This window comes from Occallatibacter sp., from assembly GCF_049582745.1.
Taxonomy (GTDB): domain Bacteria; phylum Acidobacteriota; class Terriglobia; order Terriglobales; family Acidobacteriaceae; genus Telmatobacter.
Window position 1 is genome coordinate 101,218 of sequence record NZ_JBAUUO010000177.1, and the last position, 17,719, is coordinate 118,936.

The 17,719-nt window shown below is 58.7% G+C and carries 18 protein-coding genes and 1 tRNA gene; 5 read left to right on the forward strand and 14 right to left on the reverse strand.

All coding sequences use genetic code 11. The features are described from left to right. Positions 1-35 precede the first annotated feature (35 nt). The 4 genes from WCA10_RS25880 to nusG form a co-directional block, all read right to left on the reverse strand. The gene (locus tag WCA10_RS25880; RefSeq protein WP_472825442.1) at positions 36-1,391 is read right to left on the reverse strand and encodes a GumC family protein; all 1,356 of its coding nucleotides are present in this window, start codon (positions 1,389-1,391) and stop codon (positions 36-38) included. Between the two features lie 88 nt (positions 1,392-1,479). After that, positions 1,480-4,059: an SLBB domain-containing protein gene (locus WCA10_RS25885; protein WP_472825443.1), complete on the reverse strand. Its 2,580-nt coding sequence runs from the start codon at positions 4,057-4,059 to the stop codon at positions 1,480-1,482. 183 nt (positions 4,060-4,242) lie between these two features. Then, positions 4,243-5,028 carry a sugar transferase gene (locus tag WCA10_RS25890; protein WP_472825444.1) on the reverse strand — a complete coding sequence of 262 codons (786 nt, stop codon included), beginning with the start codon at positions 5,026-5,028 and terminating at the stop codon, positions 4,243-4,245. A gap of 242 nt (positions 5,029-5,270) precedes the next feature. Further along, a complete protein-coding gene (gene nusG / locus WCA10_RS25895) occupies positions 5,271-5,813 on the reverse strand; it encodes a transcription termination/antitermination protein NusG (protein WP_472825445.1) in 543 nt (180 codons plus the stop codon). Between the two features lie 447 nt (positions 5,814-6,260). On the opposite strand from nusG, the gene WCA10_RS25900 reads away from it, so the two are divergent. Together WCA10_RS25900 and WCA10_RS25905 are read left to right on the forward strand one after the other, a co-directional pair. Further along, on the forward strand, positions 6,261-6,614 hold the full coding sequence (locus WCA10_RS25900) for a DUF309 domain-containing protein (RefSeq protein WP_472825446.1): 354 nt from the start codon (positions 6,261-6,263) through the stop codon (positions 6,612-6,614). A 246-nt stretch (positions 6,615-6,860) separates the two neighbouring features. Beyond that, positions 6,861-7,436 (forward strand): hypothetical protein, encoded by a 576-nt coding sequence (locus WCA10_RS25905; protein WP_472825447.1) that lies wholly within the window; start codon positions 6,861-6,863, stop codon positions 7,434-7,436. 344 nt (positions 7,437-7,780) lie between these two features. Here the strand turns inward: WCA10_RS25905 and rplI are convergent, their stop codons facing one another. From rplI to WCA10_RS25945, 8 genes are all read right to left on the reverse strand, one after another. Next, positions 7,781-8,272 (reverse strand): 50S ribosomal protein L9, encoded by a 492-nt coding sequence (gene rplI, locus WCA10_RS25910; protein ID WP_472825448.1) that lies wholly within the window; start codon positions 8,270-8,272, stop codon positions 7,781-7,783. A gap of 190 nt (positions 8,273-8,462) precedes the next feature. Continuing rightward, positions 8,463-8,810 (reverse strand): 30S ribosomal protein S18, encoded by a 348-nt coding sequence (gene rpsR / locus WCA10_RS25915; protein ID WP_472825449.1) that lies wholly within the window; start codon positions 8,808-8,810, stop codon positions 8,463-8,465. 119 nt (positions 8,811-8,929) lie between these two features. After that, positions 8,930-9,373: a 30S ribosomal protein S6 gene (rpsF, locus tag WCA10_RS25920; RefSeq protein WP_472825450.1), complete on the reverse strand. Its 444-nt coding sequence runs from the start codon at positions 9,371-9,373 to the stop codon at positions 8,930-8,932. A 159-nt stretch (positions 9,374-9,532) separates the two neighbouring features. Next, positions 9,533-10,171, reverse strand: a complete 639-nt coding sequence (gene pth, locus WCA10_RS25925; RefSeq protein ID WP_472825451.1) for an aminoacyl-tRNA hydrolase — start codon at positions 10,169-10,171, stop codon at positions 9,533-9,535. 6 nt (positions 10,172-10,177) lie between these two features. After that, positions 10,178-10,894 carry a 50S ribosomal protein L25 gene (locus WCA10_RS25930; protein ID WP_472825452.1) on the reverse strand — a complete coding sequence of 239 codons (717 nt, stop codon included), beginning with the start codon at positions 10,892-10,894 and terminating at the stop codon, positions 10,178-10,180. 176 nt (positions 10,895-11,070) lie between these two features. After that, on the reverse strand, positions 11,071-12,180 hold the full coding sequence (locus WCA10_RS25935; protein WP_472825453.1) for a ribose-phosphate diphosphokinase: 1,110 nt from the start codon (positions 12,178-12,180) through the stop codon (positions 11,071-11,073). A gap of 58 nt (positions 12,181-12,238) precedes the next feature. Beyond that, positions 12,239-12,312, reverse strand: a tRNA-Gln gene (locus WCA10_RS25940). An 81-nt stretch (positions 12,313-12,393) separates the two neighbouring features. Then, positions 12,394-13,461: a 4-(cytidine 5'-diphospho)-2-C-methyl-D-erythritol kinase gene (locus WCA10_RS25945; protein WP_472825454.1), complete on the reverse strand. Its 1,068-nt coding sequence runs from the start codon at positions 13,459-13,461 to the stop codon at positions 12,394-12,396. A gap of 145 nt (positions 13,462-13,606) precedes the next feature. Between WCA10_RS25945 and WCA10_RS25950 the strand changes: the two genes are divergently transcribed. Then, complete coding sequence (locus WCA10_RS25950; RefSeq protein ID WP_472825455.1) at positions 13,607-14,593, forward strand: aspartyl protease family protein; 987 nt, start codon at positions 13,607-13,609, stop codon at positions 14,591-14,593. A gap of 55 nt (positions 14,594-14,648) precedes the next feature. Here WCA10_RS25950 and WCA10_RS25955 read toward each other — a convergent pair whose 3' ends face one another. Continuing rightward, positions 14,649-15,023, reverse strand: coding sequence for a cupin domain-containing protein (locus WCA10_RS25955; protein ID WP_472825456.1), 375 nt, complete (start codon positions 15,021-15,023; stop codon positions 14,649-14,651). A 175-nt stretch (positions 15,024-15,198) separates the two neighbouring features. On the opposite strand from WCA10_RS25955, the gene WCA10_RS25960 reads away from it, so the two are divergent. Further along, positions 15,199-15,753, forward strand: a complete 555-nt coding sequence (locus tag WCA10_RS25960; protein WP_472825457.1) for a cupin domain-containing protein — start codon at positions 15,199-15,201, stop codon at positions 15,751-15,753. Positions 15,754-15,886: 133 nt separating this feature from the next. Further along, on the forward strand, positions 15,887-16,699 hold the full coding sequence (locus tag WCA10_RS25965; RefSeq protein ID WP_472825458.1) for a hypothetical protein: 813 nt from the start codon (positions 15,887-15,889) through the stop codon (positions 16,697-16,699). Positions 16,700-16,730: 31 nt separating this feature from the next. Here WCA10_RS25965 and WCA10_RS25970 read toward each other — a convergent pair whose 3' ends face one another. After that, positions 16,731-17,642: a hydroxypyruvate isomerase family protein gene (locus tag WCA10_RS25970; RefSeq protein ID WP_472825459.1), complete on the reverse strand. Its 912-nt coding sequence runs from the start codon at positions 17,640-17,642 to the stop codon at positions 16,731-16,733. Positions 17,643-17,719 lie beyond the last annotated feature (77 nt).

Sequence of the window (17,719 nt, forward strand, 5' to 3'; positions counted from 1 at the left end):
AAGAGTGAAGCGCAACAGTGGACAGGCAAACTGCGTCAGCTGGTTGCCTCGGGCCGTGCATGTTGCAGCCTGGTCACTTCCTCCTTGGCTTGCAGAGTCGTCACTTCCTCCTTGGCCTGCTTTGGCCTGGCGGTGCGCCCGGTCCACAGAGATCGTTTCAGGAGGTCCAGCTTGTCCTTGGTGACAGGATTTTGCTGCATTCTTAGCAGGCCTCCCCGCAGCAGAGCCAGCATAATTCCGAAGGTGAAGCCCGCGGCAACGCCGGCGATCCCAAACAAACCGCGCTTTGGAAACGACTTTTCTTCTGGAGGCACCGCAGGATCCACAACCTGGATGAATGCGCCCTCTCTTGCTTCGTCCAGCTTGGCAAGTTCGAGCTGGCGCGCCAGGACCTGAAAGATTGCTTCGTAGTACTTCACATCGCGCAGCCGGCGAATGTACTCCAGCCCGGCCTCAGGAACCGCGCCCTTGGGAACAAATACATCGTCTGCGGAGCCGCCTTTCGATCCAACTAGTTTGTCGAATTGCGTACGCAGGCCGTCAAGTTCTGTCTGTGCCTGGGTCAACGCGGGATTTTCATCGCCGGCGTAGGACCGCATGGCTTCGATCTGCACTTCCTTGGCAACGATCTGGGCACGTAAGCGAGCTGCAGAATCGATCATTGCCCGGGCCTGGCCATCCACCTGCACCATCCCTGTAGAGAGCTGTGTCCGCTTCAGGGCCTCATCGGCGTTGTCGAGATCGGTTTTTGTTTTATCGAGCTGAGTCTGGAAGATAACCCTGCGCTGCGATGCTTCGGTAATGGCGAGATGTTGCGACAGATCTCTGAACTGGTTGAGATATCCGTTCGCAATTTCCGCAGCCCGATTTGGATTTCGATCCCAGAAGTTGAGCCGGATCAAGCCATCCTTGGTCGTTCCATCGATCTTGGTGTGCTTCTCAAGAGCTTTTCTCGTTTCGGCCAGGTTGGTCTTTCGATACTCCGACTGCAGTCCGTAGCGCTGAATCACCGCATCTTCAACCGAGCGGCTCTTCAACATCGAGACGTACATGTCGTTGACGTTTTTCATGCCGAGCATGCTGCCGGCCATCCCGCTCACTGCGCCACCCATGCCCTCCAACTGGCTGGCCAGCATGGAGCTCATCGACGAATTCCCCTGCGGGGGAAGAATCGTCACCGTCGCCGTGTACTCCTGCGGCAGTGTGAATGCCAGAAGAAGTGCGACCCCTGCACACATCCCGGTTACGATTCCGACCAGCTTCTTGCGCTGCGTAACGATGAGCAGAACATCCAGGAATGTGAGGTCTTCCGGCTCGCCTGGATGTGTCGACGGGAAGACAATGTCTTCAAGCTGTTCATTTGCCGTGCCGCCGTTTCGCATATTCACCATGGTTCCTGTACTCCGATTGGTGTTCTCGCAACACTCGTTGTCTTTGACGCATGCCTTACTGCACAATCACATCCGATCGAATGCGCGACTAGCGAATCACATTGATCGCCGCCGCTCCAAGGGCGAACTGTGAAAAGACGGCCGACCAATCGGTCAGGCCGCGCAGAATTGTCGTCTTGTTCAGTTGTTCCGGAACGATGATCGTATCGCCCGGATAGATCACCTGGCGGTCGAACTTGTCGTCCGCCCAAAGCGTGCGATCAAGATACTGCTTGCTTACTACCGATCCATCTGCGCGGATGATGAAGATCTGACGCCGATCGGCATTCCGGTTCGGACCGCCGGCGGTGCGCAGATAATCGCCTGCGTGCTTGTGCACCTGGTAGACAAACGAGTTCGGATCGTAAACGGCGCCGACGATTCCCACAGTCGAGGGAACCGGAGGCACGACAAATCGATCCCCATCCTCCAATGGAAGATCAGGAAGCGAATCGATGTCCGACTTGAATGGATCGATGTGAAGAACGACGCGCCCGGTGGCGCGAATCTCCCGCAACCGATTCACCAACTGGCGCTGGCTCGACAAGGAAGCGCCAACCGTAGCTGCCTCCGTCGGACTAACAACCGACGCAGCTTTATTCGACGCGGAGATTTCGATTTGATACGACAGCGCAGAGACGTATTCGTCAAGCCGCTGCTGCTGCTCGCGCCTTGTGCTTTCGCGGCTGAATTGCGACCCGTAGAGATAGGCCTGCGGGGTCAGCCCTCCAGCACGAATCACAAGCTGACGCAACGTTTCGCCGGGCAAAGCGCTGTAGACGCCGGAGTGAACGAACTCTCCCTCCAGGCGAATGTACTTCGTCTGTTGCGCACGCGGAACCCGGATGTCCGCGTCAGAAAAAATCGTGATCACGTCGCCAGGTTCGAGTGCGATGTTGGCGCCATCATCGTCCTGCAGCACTGCTGCGCCCAGGTCGAAGGGAAGCAGACGCGTGGTCAGCGTCTTTGGGTCAACGCGCTCGACGACCGCATAGCTCCAATCAATATCCGGTGAGGTTCTTACCACCTGCGTCTCGATTGGAAAATGCGGCGCTGTCACTAGGTGTGGGCCTGAGCCGAGGGTTTCATGAGCTGACCCTGAGACCTTCGCCACGTTACCGGGCTGCCCGTTCTTTGTCTCGGTCCCCTCTTCGCTTGAAGCTGCCAGCGACTGGAATTGTGCCGTATTGCCCTGCGGTACAGCGGTATCCGTGGGCACGCCCGCTGTCAATCCTGGAAACAACCCGCTATTGATAGTCTGTGCATCCGCTGGGGTTACGGGCTGAGTGATCGTTTGGCCAGACTGGACCGACGGCGCCTCCATCTTGACTGGCGGGAGCATGGGTTGAAAGTCCGCTACCGGCAGTCCGAGTTGCTCACGGCGCAGCCAATAGTCCGGCGTCAGCAATGACTCTTTGTTCGGGATCAGATCGCGGACGCGCATTCCTTGGTGCCACGCAAACCGTCCCGGCGTGGCCACGTTCCCACGCAGGGTCACGGTCTTGGCGAAGCGCGGCGCTTTCGCTCGAACGCGAAGAATATCCGCATTGCGCAGCGGAGCAGCCAGCGAAGTTGAATTCATTCGAACGTCGATGGCGACGCGCGCGCTGGCTCCTGCTGATTCATTCTGCGTGCGCTCAACTTCCAGCGTCGACGTCTCTGCGGCTGCTGAAACGCCACCCGCCAAAGCTAGCGCCTCAGCGATACTTTCATGACCGCGCAGCTCATAGATGGCGGGCACATTGACGCTGCCAACTACCGCGACCTGGGCCCCTACGGCCGGAAAGTAAAGGACGTCGCCCGTCTCCAGGTTTACATCCTTCGATTTGTCCCCTTTCAAGAGGAGATCGTAGAGATCGAAGTCCGCGATAAACTCGCCGTTGCGCTTCAGCAGGATGTGGCGAAGTGATCCTTGCGGCCCCGGTCCTCCGCAGGCAAACACTGCGTTCACAAGCGTGCTCAGAGAGCTAATGGTGTAACTTCCCGGCCGGCGCGCCTCTCCCGTAACAAACAACTGGATCGAACGCAACTGCCCAAGGTTTACATTCATGTCGTAGTTGCGATATACGCGGTCGAGCCGCGCCTTAAGAAAGCTCTGCAACTGGCGAAACTGCAGCCCGGCCAAGCGAAACTCACCTACCTGCGGAATGTATACGGAGCCTGAGCGGTCGACAGTCAGATGCAGATTTTGGGTGACCTGTCCCCAGGTACGAATCAGGAGTTCGTCGCCGGGTCCGATTACATAATCAGGCGTGACAGGGAGCCGTTGTACGGGGGCGAAAGTGTTCGGCACGTTCGCAAACAAATCGGTCCCGTAGACGGGCACAATTCGGCCGATGGAACCGGCGACCAACATCTGAAATTCAGTTAATGGTTGCGGCTTGACGGGTCCCGACGGGTGCTGCCGAAGCCCGGCGGTGCGGTCGATCCCGTCCGCGTCATCCCGATAAACCGACATCGGCGCAGTGGGCGCACCGGGGTTCATTGTGGGAAAGGACCAAGATGTTCCAACGCCTCCATCGGCGGAGGGGGTCGACTCGACAGACGGCGACATCGACACGCACGCCGACAGGTCGCCGTTGGCGCAGTTCGAACTCGTCGAGCCTTGCTGAGTGCTCCCGGGATTCACAGCGGGTGGCTCGGTTTGCGCTCTTGTTGCGGCAGAGGATAGGGCAACTGAAAAAGCGATCAATATCCGCAAGCACTTACGTACGCACGCTCTCATGCTTTTGTCTTCCGGTCGCAAATCTCCGGAGCTCTGCGTCGCATGTCCTTCGACAAGCGATCCGCCCAGCTCCGGTCTAATCCCAGCTCAATACGCTCCGCGCATCGTAACGACAGCGGGAATCGTCTGGGTAAGGATTTTGAAGTCGAGCAAGCAACTCCACTTGCTCGCGTAGTCTCGATCGAAGAGCACGCGCCGTTCAAAGCCGACGTCGCTGCGCCCCGAAACCTGCCACAACCCCGTGATGCCCGGCCGGAAGAGGTCGTAGTAGGCGAAGTGTTGGCCGTAGAGCGAAACCTCGGCCTCGACGATGGGCCGCGGTCCCACGAGCGACATATCCCCCAGCAACACGTTGAACAACTGCGGCAACTCATCGAGGCTTAGCTTGCGGATAATGCGTCCCACCGGAGTGATGCGAGGATCCGGCGCGTCCTTGTTCAGCGGATACGCCGCTTCATTTCTACGGTCCTCGTCACTTCTGCGATGTCCATTGATCTCGAAGACGTTGTCTTTATGCTTCCGCGTGTACATGGAGCGGAACTTGATGATGCGGAAAGGCGCTCCGAATCGTCCCAGCCTTTCCTGGGAAAAGAAGATCGGCCCTGGCGAGGTCAATGCCACCGCCAGCGCCACCACCAGCATCACGGGGAAGAACAGGACGATGAGGATGCTCGCCAGAAGAATATCCATGGTTCGTTTCAATACTGCGTAGCGCCACGAAAACGCCCTTCGCACTGCAGCCGAAAGATAAGGTGTGGGGCGCCTGGAGACGGTCGCCGTGATTGCTTCATGTAAGAAGCCGACGGCTGCGATCGCGCTCACTCCGGGTGTGTCGGCTTCATAAATATTTAAGGCGGTGCTTTTTCCTTGCATTCGCGATACCCTCGCTTTTTGTGTTTCCATGCCCTCGCGAATTCTTTAAAGGCTGAGTTCGCAGCGGCGTGCGCATGGGCGTGCAATATAGTTTTCCTCCGATGTGCCCTCGATGCTGCCGAAGATGAGCCGCACAAGGAACCGGAGAACGTTCAGGGTAGGGATCAAGGCATTTCAATTCGTACAAGAGTCTTCGATGCGTTTTTTCTATGTGTTTATATGTATTGCAGGCGCCGGCGGAATTACGTGCCGGCTAACTCCACATCATCGCCACTTACTTCGATGGCGATACTTTGCATCAGCAGGCTGAGAGTCAACACAACCTGGAGCCCGCTTTTCTTGCGAACGACAATTCCTTCCACACCGGAGAGCGCGCCTCGCGTGATGCGCACTCGCTGTCCGACCGCGAGCAGTGGGTGCGGTTCTGCCTTCGTCGCGTCGAGGCCAGTGCGCAGTGCTTCTACTTCCAGGTCCGGCAATGGCGCCGGTTGCTTCGCCGTTCCGATCATCGAAACCACGCCGGGCACCTCAAGCACTCCAATCCGATCGTGCAAATCGATATGAACAAATACGTACCCAGGAAACAGCGGCAGATCTACCATCGCCCTGGTTCCGTCTTTCCACGTGTGCTGCGTGCGGTAGATCGGCAGAAAGTGCTCGATCTGCCTCTGTTCCAGATTTCGAGCCACGCGCTTCTCGTGCCGGCAGGTCGTGTACACCGCAAACCAGTGCCTTGCCAGGCTCAGAGACGAGGCCTGCGAAGGGATACTGCTGTTTTTGAGCAAGGCTTCGCCATCCTCGCTTGGTGGAGCGTTTTCCACAGCCGCCCCAGCGGCACTTTCCTCATCTTGCAGGAAGCCCTTGAAACTCTTAACCGGCAGTCACCAGCATGCGCACTGACTTGCAGACACAAATGCGGTGACGGACGCTTCAACGCTCGTTGGTACGTTCCACTAGTTGTCCTGCGGGCAACAAATCGAGCAGATACTTGCAGTTAGGCGAGCCCTGTTGCGATATGATTTGCTTTCTTCTATTCGGCTAAACGTCCTTGTTAAGGAGCCTTTATGCAGCTGACCCCGCCTTGAGCCCTGAAACTTCGCGTTTCCAGCTACAACAGAAGAGACGCAAAAACCGGCCGAAGAGTTATCTGGCCTTTGCCATTGCGCCAACATCTTCTTCCCTCTGCCTCATTCGCTCTGCTCGACTTCGGACAAAGTGATAATGAATTTACGATGCTGCTTGACTGGACAAAGGGACCGCTCGCCGAGGGACTGCGCTGCTACCAGAAGCAGGAATTCTTCGATGCCCATGAACATTGGGAAGGCATTTGGCTGAGGTGCGATGAGCCTGAGAAGACGTTCCTGCAGGCCCTGATCCAGGTCACGGCGGCCTTCCATCATCTGAAGCGTGGGAATCGCGCGGGGGCAGGATCTTTGCTGCGCCGGGCTTTGGTGCGACTGGACAGCTTTCCGGCAGAGTATGAAGGAGTTGCGGTAGAAGCGGTGCGCGCGAGCATTCGCCGATGGCTCGAAGCGCTCGAACTGGAAGACGGCATGCTCCAGCTTCCGTTCCCGCTCATCCGATGATGCCGGACCCGGACCCCAAACAGGAATGGCGGGAATGCCCAACCATCTCTGTAAAGAAAATCTCTCTTTTCAATGATTTACGAAGGAGTGCGACCGCAAGCTCCTCTATTGGTTGAATCTAGCTGAAGAGTCCATCATGGGAGTCTACGCGATTCGTTATCCGTGACCCGTTACGGATGGGTGTCCCGGGGGCAGGAGGGCCGCTCGTTTTTGGTCATCTTTACCCTATGATGGGCTGGAAACCTCATGATTCAGGTCGAGAGAAGGGCCGGTTCGCGACTGGCGACGGTAGTTTGCGCAGCTGTTCTGGCGATCGCCGTGTACCCTTGCGCCGCCCAGACCTCCACGCACAAGAAGAAGACGCCACCCCACGAGCCAACCTCGGCTGAACTCTTTGAATACATCCACGGGACGATGCTTGCGTACAGCGCGGAAGACGGGGCGAACGACAATCTGGAGATTTCGATCGATCCCACGGCGACGATCTTAACCGTCAAACAGCCCGATGGACACTGCGATATTTTTCTCGATGCGCTCGATGCCAACACGATCGTGTGGGACGTGTACGATGCGAGCGACTCAATGCAGACGCGGGCGCCGCTGGCGCGGCTGACGGTGGATGCAATCGCGGGCAAGAAGGCCCGCACCTGCTACGACACCGACAACAATCTCGATCCGTCGATTCCCTCGACGCGGGCGCGGATCTTGTTTTCGTGGGACATGATTCCGGATGGATCGGGATTCCAGGCGAAGTTCACGAAGGCCGTGAAAAAGCTGATCAAGCTGAGCGGCGGGATGCCGGAGAAGAATATCTTCAGGTAGCTGTGGATCGGCCTGGATGGCATCGGTTTCATGTAGGATCCGCTGGAGTACGGCTCGCGAACACGGACATTTGGACGGGCCGTTTTCGCCGCGACGGATTTGACGGAGAGGTTGTGCTCCATCGAACCTCCTATCGTCCGGACCCGGGGCGGGGAGGCTGTTTCTCTGGTGGCTCTAAGTCTTGATGGTGGGGCGACTGGTCTCTGTGACGAATCTCGGGCTGAGCTGAATTGCGCACCAAGGGTCGCCGGTGCAGTCAGCTTTTGTGACGGGAGGGGAAGTGGCCGGAGACACTACCGCCCCCCGTTTGCGGCGGGAGGCGGCTGGTCAGAAGAGCTGTGCTGTCAATCAGCGACAGCGGTTGCGGCGACCGGCTCGTGCACTTCCTGAGACGCATCGGCCGCTACCGTGACCCGCAGGTGCGCGGTGACCTCGCGGTGCAGCTTGACGGAGATGGTGAAATCGCCCAGGCTCTTGATCGGTTCGTTGAGCTGAATCTTGCGGCGGTCCACTTCAAAGCCCTTGGCAGCAAGCTCACCGGCAATATCGGCGGAGGTGACGGAGCCGAAGAGCTGGCCGTTCTCGCCGGATTTGCGGGTGAAGCTGAGCACAACAGGTTCGAGCTTGGCGACCAGTTCCTGCGCCTGCACCTTTTCGGTGGCAGAGCGGCGCGCGGCAGCTTCTTTCATTTGTTCAATGACGGCCTTGTTGGCCAGTGTGGCCTGCAGCGCCAGCTTGCGGGGGAGCAGGAAATTGCGGCCGTAGCCGTCCGCCACCTTCACGACATCGCCGCGGTGGCCGAGGTTGGCTACGTCTTCTTTCAGTATGACTTCCATGTGAAACTCTCCAGATTTACGGGCAGCCAGACATCGTGCCGTCCGTCCGTTGTGTTAGACACAGGCGGCTGACTTTCAGTTGCGCCGCGCCAGATTCTATCGCGATTCTTGCGCGGACGTCGCCTGCGAAATTATTCAATCACTACAACTAAAGCGTCATAGGTAACAGAGGTGCCTCAGAGCGTGCAAGTTAGTGCCTTGTTGCAAAGGGCAGCAGGGCGATATTGCGTGCCTGCTTGATGGCCCGCGTCAGGCGGCGCTGGTGCGTGGTGCACACTCCGGTGAGCCGTCGGGGCACGATTTTGCCACGCTCGGCCACAAATCCCTGCAACAGGCGGACATCCCGATAAGGAATGGCGTCAATCTTCTCGGTGCAGAACTTGCAGACCTTCTTGCGGCGGAAGAACTTGCCACGTCCACCGGGGCCGCCGGATCCACCGGGACGTCCGCCGGGTCGACCACCGGGTCCACCGGACGGGCGTTCGCTTTGTGGTGCTGGTGCGCTCGCTTCGGGCGCTTTTACCGTTTCATCAGACATTTTGTTTCCTCTTTATTCTGTTGGCTTTCTGGCGCCTGATCCCAGGCACAGAAAGGCAGTGTCGAACCGCCGCGAGCGTACCTTTACCGGGACGCGAAGGCGGCGAAATCCATGGAACGCTAAGCGCTGGCCGGGACACTTTCAGGAGCGGCCTCGGCAACCGGCGCTGCGGCAACCGGCGCATGAGCGGCCGGTGCAGCGGCCGCAGGCGCTTCCGCGCTGACCTTGCGGCGCGTGCCTCGGAGTGCCTTGACCTTCGCCAGACGCTTTTCTTCCTCGTCAATGCGCACGGTGATGAACTTGATGATCGGCTCTGAAACGCGGAGACGGCGTTCCAATTCCAGCACCACGGCGCCGCCGGCCTCGATCGTCATCAAGATGTAATTGCCGTCGTTGAACTTGCGGACGAGATAAGCGAGCTTGCGGCGGCCCATCTTCTCCAGGTTCTTGACCACGCCGCCACCGTTGGTGACGTTGGTGGTGAAGCCCGCGATCAGCTTGTCGACTTCTTCTTCGGCCACATCGGGCCGAACGATGAACATAACCTCATACAAACGAGACATCTGTATTCCTTTTCCGCCGGAACCCGTTGGCCCCGGCCGTGCAATCTCAGTGAACAGTGGACAGTGATCAGTGGACAGTGATTCTTCGAAGCTGTTTGCCTTGCTAATCCCTGTTCCCTGATCCCTGTTCCCTGCCTTCATCCCTTCCGCCGGGTTGTTTTACTCGCGGCGGTTAAATTCGTTCATTGCGGAGCCCGGTCCTTCCTGGATGATGCGCCCGGTGGCGGTTGCCACTTTGTCGAGCACCTCATCGAGTTTCGCCAGGTCCACCTTGCGCATGGGCGAAAGAAGGTAATCCCTGCCCGGTCGTTTGCTGCCGGCCACGATGGCTTCTGGCGGCAAATCCGGTCCTACGCCGATACGCAAGCGCAGCCACTCCTGGCTGCGCAGGGCCGAAGTTACACTGCGGGCTCCGTTGTGTCCCGCGGGCGAACCGCGCTCCCTGATCTTGAATGTCCCCAGCACCAGGTCGAGCTCGTCGTAAATCACGAGCAGATCTCGTGCCGGGTCCACCTCGAACTCCTGAACCAGAGCGGCGAGTGCGAGCCCGCTGAGATTCATAAATGTTTCCGGCTTGGCCAGGATCGTTTCGCGCCCTGCGATACGGCAGGTTGCGGTAACGGCCCGGCAGCGCCGGTTCTGCACCACAACGCCAGCTTGCTCGGCGATGCGGTCAATTGCCATGAACCCCGCGTTATGCGGCGTCCACAAATACTCGAGTCCGGGATTGCCGAGCCCCACAACCAAAAATGGCTTAGTGGGGCCGGGCCGAATTCCGTGCTCGTTCTGATCTTCCACCGTTGCTTACTTCTTCCCTCCGGCAGCGGGTGGCTTGGCAGCAGCGCCTTCTGCCGCGGCAGGTTCGGTCTTGCCCTTCTTGGCCACTTCTGGTTCGGTGGGCGTTGCACCGGGTTCGCCGACTGCAACCACTTCGCCCTCGGCAGGAGCTTCGACAACTTCTTCGCGGATCGAAACGACGTGGGCCACTGTCGCGTCTTCGTTGTTCAGGTACTCGATCTTGTCGGAGTGCGGTAGATCGCTGATACGTAGAACGCCGTGCATCGCGAGTTCGCTGACATCGACATCGATGTGGTTCGGGATGTCGGCGGGCAGGCACTCGATTTCAACTTCGCGCAGAACCTGGTCGAGAATTCCGCCTTCGGTTCTCACACCGACTGGAATACCGAGCAGCTTGACGCGGACGCTGACACGGAGAAGCTTGTCGAGCGCGATACGCTTCATGTCGATGTGGATCAGCTTGTCCTGGATGGGCTCGCGCTGCGTGTCGACAATCATGGCCTTGGCTGCCGGAGAGCCGGCGACCTCGACATCGAAGATGGTGTTCTGGCCGGTCTCAGAGAAAAGTATCCGCGAGATCTGCTTGGGGTCGACTTCGACCGCGACGGCATCATGACCCGCACCATAAAGGACAGCAGGAATCTTTCCGGCGACACGCACGCGGCGCGCGGCATTTTTATTGAACTTGCCCTCACGGGGCTTGGTTACGACAACTTCAGGCATTCGATTCTCTTTTCTGTATTCGGGCACGGGCGTTTTGAAGCGCCGCTCCCTTTGTTGGGCAAGTTCACAGTTCTTAGTTCGAAGTTCAGAGTTGAAAAACCATTCGAACCGTTCTGTGAATTGAGTGTTGATCTCTGTCGTTGCGTGCTGTGAACTCAGAACTACGAACTCTGAACTCAGCTAAACAACGTACTGACGCTGGTCTCCATGTGGATGCTCTCAATGGCCGCGCCTAACAGGCCGGCGATGGAGAGCACTTTGATCTTGGGCAACTTCTGGGCCGCCTCGCGCAAAGGAATGGTGTTGGTGACAACCACCTGTTCCAGGCGCGAGTTGGCAATTCTGTCGATGGCCGGGCCGGAAAGCACGGCGTGACTGGCGCAGGCGTACACCGCCGAGGCGCCGCTGGCATAGAGCGCGTCGACGGTTTTGACGAGCGTGCCGGCGGTATCGATAATGTCGTCGATGATAAGGGCGGTCTTGCCGGCGACGTCGCCGACTACGTTCATGACTTCGGCAACATTGATGTCGGTGCGGCGCTTGTCGACGATGGCCAGCGGTGCGCCCATCTTCTGCGCAAAGTGGCGGGCACGCTCCACACCGCCCGCGTCCGGCGAAACCACGGTGAGGTTGGGCAGTGCGAGCGAGCGGAAGTGGCTGACCAGCACCGGGCTGGCGAACATGTGATCGACGGGGATGTTGAAGAACCCCTGAATCTGGGCCGCGTGCAGGTCGACGAAGAGGGCGCGGTGGGCGCCGGCGGTGGTGAGCAGATCGGCAATAAGCTTGGCGCTGATGGCGACGCGCGGTCGGTCTTTGCGATCCTGGCGCGCGTACCCGTAATAGGGGACCACGGCGGTGATGCGGGCGGCGGAGGCGCGCTTGAGGGCGTCGATCATGACGAGAAGTTCCATCAGGTTCTGATCGACGGGATAGCAGGTGGGTTGTACTACGAAGACGTCCACACCACGGACATTCTCAAGCAACTGGAAGTAGACTTCGCCATCGGCGAAGCGCTGGAGCTTGACCTCACCGACGGGAACGCCGATGTGGCGTCCGATCTCCTCTGACAAGGGACGGTTGGCTGTCCCGCTGAAGAGCTTGAAGCGCCGGTCCTCGCTGAGATTGCGGGTCCGCTTGCGCTCCGGTGCCGGTTTGGCATCCTTCGCTCTCTGGTCCGGGTTTTGGCCAGGGTTCTGGCCTGGATTGGGCTGCTTGTTGGCGTCGCCCGCACCGGGTGTCTGCTTGTCTTCCAACGTTTCTGTCACCGTTCCTACTTCCATCATTTCCGAGGTACCTCCAAGCTGGTTGGCTTTGGCTGCATTCCGGTCGTACACAAAAAACTGGCTGGGCGACTAGGATTCGAACCTAGACAAATGCCTCCAAAGGGCATTGTCCTACCATTAGACGATCGCCCAACTTCCGCGAAAAATTCGAGGTTATCCCGAATATCCTGATTGGCAGCCGTTCGCGAGTCTCTCTCCCGCCCAGCCCGGCTGTCAACCTTGTTGCTGCACAAGCATGTTGGCCCAATATTCCGAGCGCGGCAGGGTACGCGTGATCTGGCTCTCGACGCCTGCCGCAGTCAGCCGTTCCTGAGCTGCCTGTGCATCTCTCTGGGTCAGGTACAACCCGAAGAGCGCCGAACCGGACCCGGACAGCGATGCATGAAGGGCTGCCTCCGGAGTGTCGGTAGCCGCAAGAAGACGCTTGATTTCTGCAAGGGAGGGATGCTGGGAAAAGACGACGCGTTCAAAGTCGTTTTGGATCCAGCTACTGATCCCGGTGCGGACAAGCGCGGACTCTTGAGGTCCGGCGAGGTCTCCACCCAAAGTAGAGACACCGGAGGAGCCTGATCCATGCTGACCCTGCCGGATTGCTCCTGCGAAGGCGCTGGCATAGGCGCGGCTCAACTCATTTAGTTTATCGGTACTTGCCTCGGGGGTCAAACCTTCGGCGGCGCAGAGGGCGTCCCAGTCGCGGAAGGCCTGGGGGGTGGAGACGCCGATCGAGGGGGTGGCGATGACGCACCAGACGGGTTCGAAGTCGGGTAGGGGATAGACTTCCTGGCCTCGGTCCAAGCCCAGAACGGCGCCACCTATCAGAAACAAAGGGACATCGGAGCCGACCTGGGCGGCGAGATTCAGTCGTTGACCAGGCCAGTTGCGGACCTCAGAATCGAAACCCTTCTCCAAGTTCTTCCATGACTTGAGTTCCTTTTCGAGGCCGATGAGAGCGGCTACAGCATTAGCGGAGCCCGCCCCGAGTCCGCCTTGGACAGGAAGACGCTTTTCAATGAATATTCTCACCTCGGCGGAGATGCCTAACTCTCCTAGTGCGAGATCAACCATCTTCCAAGCCGTGTTGCGTTCGTCGAGCGGAACCCGATCGTCATTCGAGACCATCCGCACCGTTGTTTTGGAAGCAGGTTGCGCGCTTACCCGGACGAGGTCATGCAACTGAAGGGTCTGGTAGACGGTGACGAGTGCGTGGAAGCCGTCCGGGCGAGGCGCGCCTATTCCGAGTCCGAGGTTGATCTTGGCGTGCGAGCGGACGGTGGTGGGCATACCGGTCCATTGTAGAGCGGGGCCGTCCTGCGGCTTGGAGGTCCAATCCTGCAACTTAGGTGAACTGCAGAGCCGAAATGCTCGTAGAATCATGGTGCGATTCGGATCCAGATCGCGTTGAGCACGCGCGCGAAAGGAGAACGCCATGCCTGTCCCGGGCAAGGTCGCTTTGAGCGCCGCGCTGGGATGTGCGTGCGTGCTCTGGATCGGATCGGCGGCTTCGCGGGCCCAGGATCTTCGGCCCACAACAGAAGTGGCTGCGTCCTACTCTGCTTCGATCGAGTTGCTCTACGACAAGCCGTATGTTTCTGTGATGGTGAATGAGCGGGGTCCCTTCCGCTTCCTGATCGACACAGGCACGGGCACACAGGCGCTGGTGTCGCCGGAGCTGGCCGAGCAACTCGCGCTGCCGGTCGTGGGACATGCGCGGCTCACGGACCCGAGCGGTCTGGGAGAACAGCGGTCCGAAATTGTCTTGATGCGTGCGGTCACGATTGCGGGCGTGGAATTTGCGCAGGTGAAAGCGGTCCGCCACAAGCTGTACGGCGAGGGAGAGAATTGCCAGGGCGTGCTGGGGTTTACGCTCTTCAAGGATTATCTGCTGACGCTGAATTTTCCGGAGCGGCGCCTCGTGCTCGCTCGAGGAGAGATTGCGCAGGACGGCGGCAGTTCGGCTTTACCGTTTCGCATGCCGGATGGGGTCCCGATTGTCGCGCTGCGGATCGGAGGGATGCATGTGGAGGCGCAGATCGATTCAGGAGGCACGGGACTGAGTTTCCCGGAAACGGTGGCGGAGCATCTGAAATTCCTGTCAACGCCGATCGCGTTCGGAAACGGCGAATCGCTGGCAACACGATTTCAGATCAAAGCGGCGCGGTTGCGCCCGGATGTGCGGCTGGGGCGCTACACGTTCAGGCAGGCGTTCGTTGAAATCAATCCGGCGTTTCCGCTGGTGAACGTGGGATCGACGCCGCTGGCGAAATTTGTTGTGACCTTCGACCAGGCAAAGATGCTGCTGCGGCTCTCCTCGAACGCGAAGACATTGCACCTTAATGCATCTCCTACGCAGCTGGAGCTGATCAACGAACCGAAGCGCGAGGCATCGGACCGCAAGCTGGTACCGGTTGGTTAGTATTTGAGCTATCAGGTGTCAGCCCTCGCGGGATCGGGAGGACGAGCTTCTCGCTTTAGTGTTCTTTTTCCAGTTCTACCACCATCACTTCAATTGGATCTTTGCCTGCGTTCACGTCGGCGTGTTGCGTGCCGGGAGGATTGGCGGGAAGCCAGTAGGCATGGCCGGTTTCCCATGCGTGCTCTTCGGAACCGCCGGTCTCTTCGACGATCTTCATGGTGCCGCCTTTGAGCGCGATGATGACGCGGGGATGGTCGTGGCGGTGCATCGTCAACGGCGCGCCGGAATAGACGACGGACTTCCACACCTTCACGTCTTCGTTTTCGAATTGCGGAAGCCGATGCGTACCCGCCTGCTGCGAACGCATCACGGCTACCGTTCCGGCGAACACCAAAACCGCGACGATTGCATGACTTGCGATCTTCTTCACCTAATCCCTCCCGTGGCCCAAGCCTGGCATTACGATATCGAATTCGATTGCGATTCGAGTGGGCCGGTGGTTAGGCTTAGAGCGACGATTCCCCTTGCAGAAACCGATGTTGCAACTTCTTCGCGTCGAGCCGTTCACTCTCTCAGCATTTCCACGGGTTTTGGAGGTTCCGATCATGAAGCGTCGTAGTTTTCTCAAAAGCGCAGCAGCGTTCCTGCCGGCAGCCGGGCTAGATCCTATGGCGTTCGCCGGCCTTCCGGGAGCAGACGCCCCGCCACAGGGCATGGTGATTGGCGCGGGCAAAGATCGGCTGGGCGAAGCGCATTCGCGCGGGTACAGTTCCATTCTTTTCAAGGTCCTGCCCCGGGAGACGAGCAATGGGTTATTTGTCATCGAGCACATGAACCTTGTGAATGGCGGACCCCCGCTGCATAAACACCCGAACCAGGAGGAGTACTTCTACCTGATTTCAGGAGAAGTGCGGTTTGCCGTGGGCGACAAGCGGCTTACGCTTCATGCGGGCGAGTCGATCCTTGGGCCGCGCGGGATTCCGCATACATTTGCGGCGGTGGCCGGCAAGCCGAGCCACATGCTGATCTCGTTTTCGCCGGCCGGCAAGATGGAGGAGTTTCTGCGCGCCACGGCGATCCCCAATCCACCGACCGAGGACGCAGCATTTTGGAGCAAATTCGACATAGAACTCGTGGGACCGTCGCCGTTCAAAGCCTGAGCACCGCCCTGGGGGCGAGGCAAAGTATTGCGGGAACATTTATCGATCTCACGGCGTAAAAGCTGTTTGCGGGCTACACTGGTTCCGCATGAAGGGGTGTGCCTGAACGCACACGAAAGGTGGAAAACGCAGAATGAAAATTCTTATGTGCGGCATAGTTGTGATTGCAGGAATGGCGGGCGTGTTGTCGGCAAATGCGCAGAGCACCGGGCAGGAGCCCGCGGTCAGCCCGGCCCAGACGGCGGCTCCGGCACCGACGGCCGATCAGGCACTAACGGCCGACGAGATTGTCGCCAAATACGTCGCTGCCATCGGCGGGAAAGACGCGATCAGCCAGGTGAAGACCGTCACCACGGAAAGCACGGTCTCGGTCATGGGCAACGAAGTCCCGAGCACGACTGTAATCGTCGATGGTGTCGGCTACAAGAGCGAGACCGATTTCAACGGGCAGAAGATCGTTCAGTGCTACAACGACAAGGGTGGCTGGATGATCAATCCGATGGCCGGCGCTGCCGATCCCACGCCGATTCCGGATGATCAGTACAAAGCAAACAAGGCGAATATCTATATCGGCGGTGCGCTTTACGACTACGCGGCCAAAGGCAGCAAAGTCGAACTGATGGGAAAAGATGGCGATGCTTACAAGATCAAGCTGACCACCAAGGACAATGTTGACTCGACCTATCTCATCGATCCCGCGACATATCTTGTCAGGTCGCTAACGACAAAAGGCGACATGCAGGGGCAAGAGGTCGAGGTTACGACGAAATTGTCGGATTACCGTAAAACAGAAGTGGGCTTCCTGATGCCCTATGCCCTGGACATCGACTTTGGCGGCCAGTTCGGACTGAACATCGCGATCAAGAAGGTCGAACTGAACAAGACCGTCGACCCCGCCGTTTTTGAAATGCCAAAACCGGCGCCCGCGGCATCTCCGGCAGAATAGCCGCTTTGCTCAAGCGCCACCTGCTGCCTTCTCAGGAGGTGGCGCTTGACGCCATTTGTCTCGCTTCGCGGAGAGTCGACACCGGATCACCCGTGGGGTGGAATTCCATGGCGATCGCGTGGCGGTAGTGCAGTTCGGCAAGCTTGCGATAGATGTTGGCGTAGTTGATTTCGCCGGTACCGGGCTGGTGACGGCCAGGGACGTCGGCGACGTGGATGAGGCCGATCACATCGATGTGCTTGTCGAGCTTTTCGATAAGATTGCCTTCGGCGATCTGCTCGTGGAAGAGATCGTAGAGAAATTGCACCTGCGGGTGGTTGACGGCACGGACGATGTCGATGGCTTCAGCGGCCGATTGCAGGAAGTAGCGTGGATTCTCCTCGGGATCGATGCACTCGAGCAGCAGGCGCACGAGCTGACCGTCGATCCGTTTGCCTTCGATCAGTTCTGCGGCACGTTTCAGGCCGTCGATGCAGCTCTGATGTTGTTGTTCGCGTGACAGGCCCGGGACGACGTTGCCGGAGAGGACGATCATCGCGGGGCAATCGAGCTTTTGCATTGGTATCAACGCCTGCTTGAACTCAGCTAGAAAAGCATCGAGCAACGCAGGATTACCGACACCATTATGCAACCCGGCGGTTGCGTCAAAGCGGATGCCCAGTTTTTGGCGCGCTGCGTTCGCGCTGGCGTAGTCCGCTTCGCTCCATTTTGCATATTCGCCTACAAGTTCGACGTTGCTGTAGCCGGCTTGCGCTACGTTGGCTAAGCGCTGCTCGAAGGGTAGATCGGTCCACACGGTCCACAGCATGATGGAGAGCGGGAATGGCAGTTTGGTGGCAGATATGTTCTGCGCATCGCACACGGGTTCTGCGTGCAATAAACAGCCCGCGATTGCGGTGGATGCGATGCCTTGCGCGAATTGGCGGCGATTGACGCTCTTCATGTACTTTCCTCAGGGGCCAAAGCCCCGGTCATATTCTGCTGCGATTACAGCACGCGACCCAGGGGGTACCCCGAGTC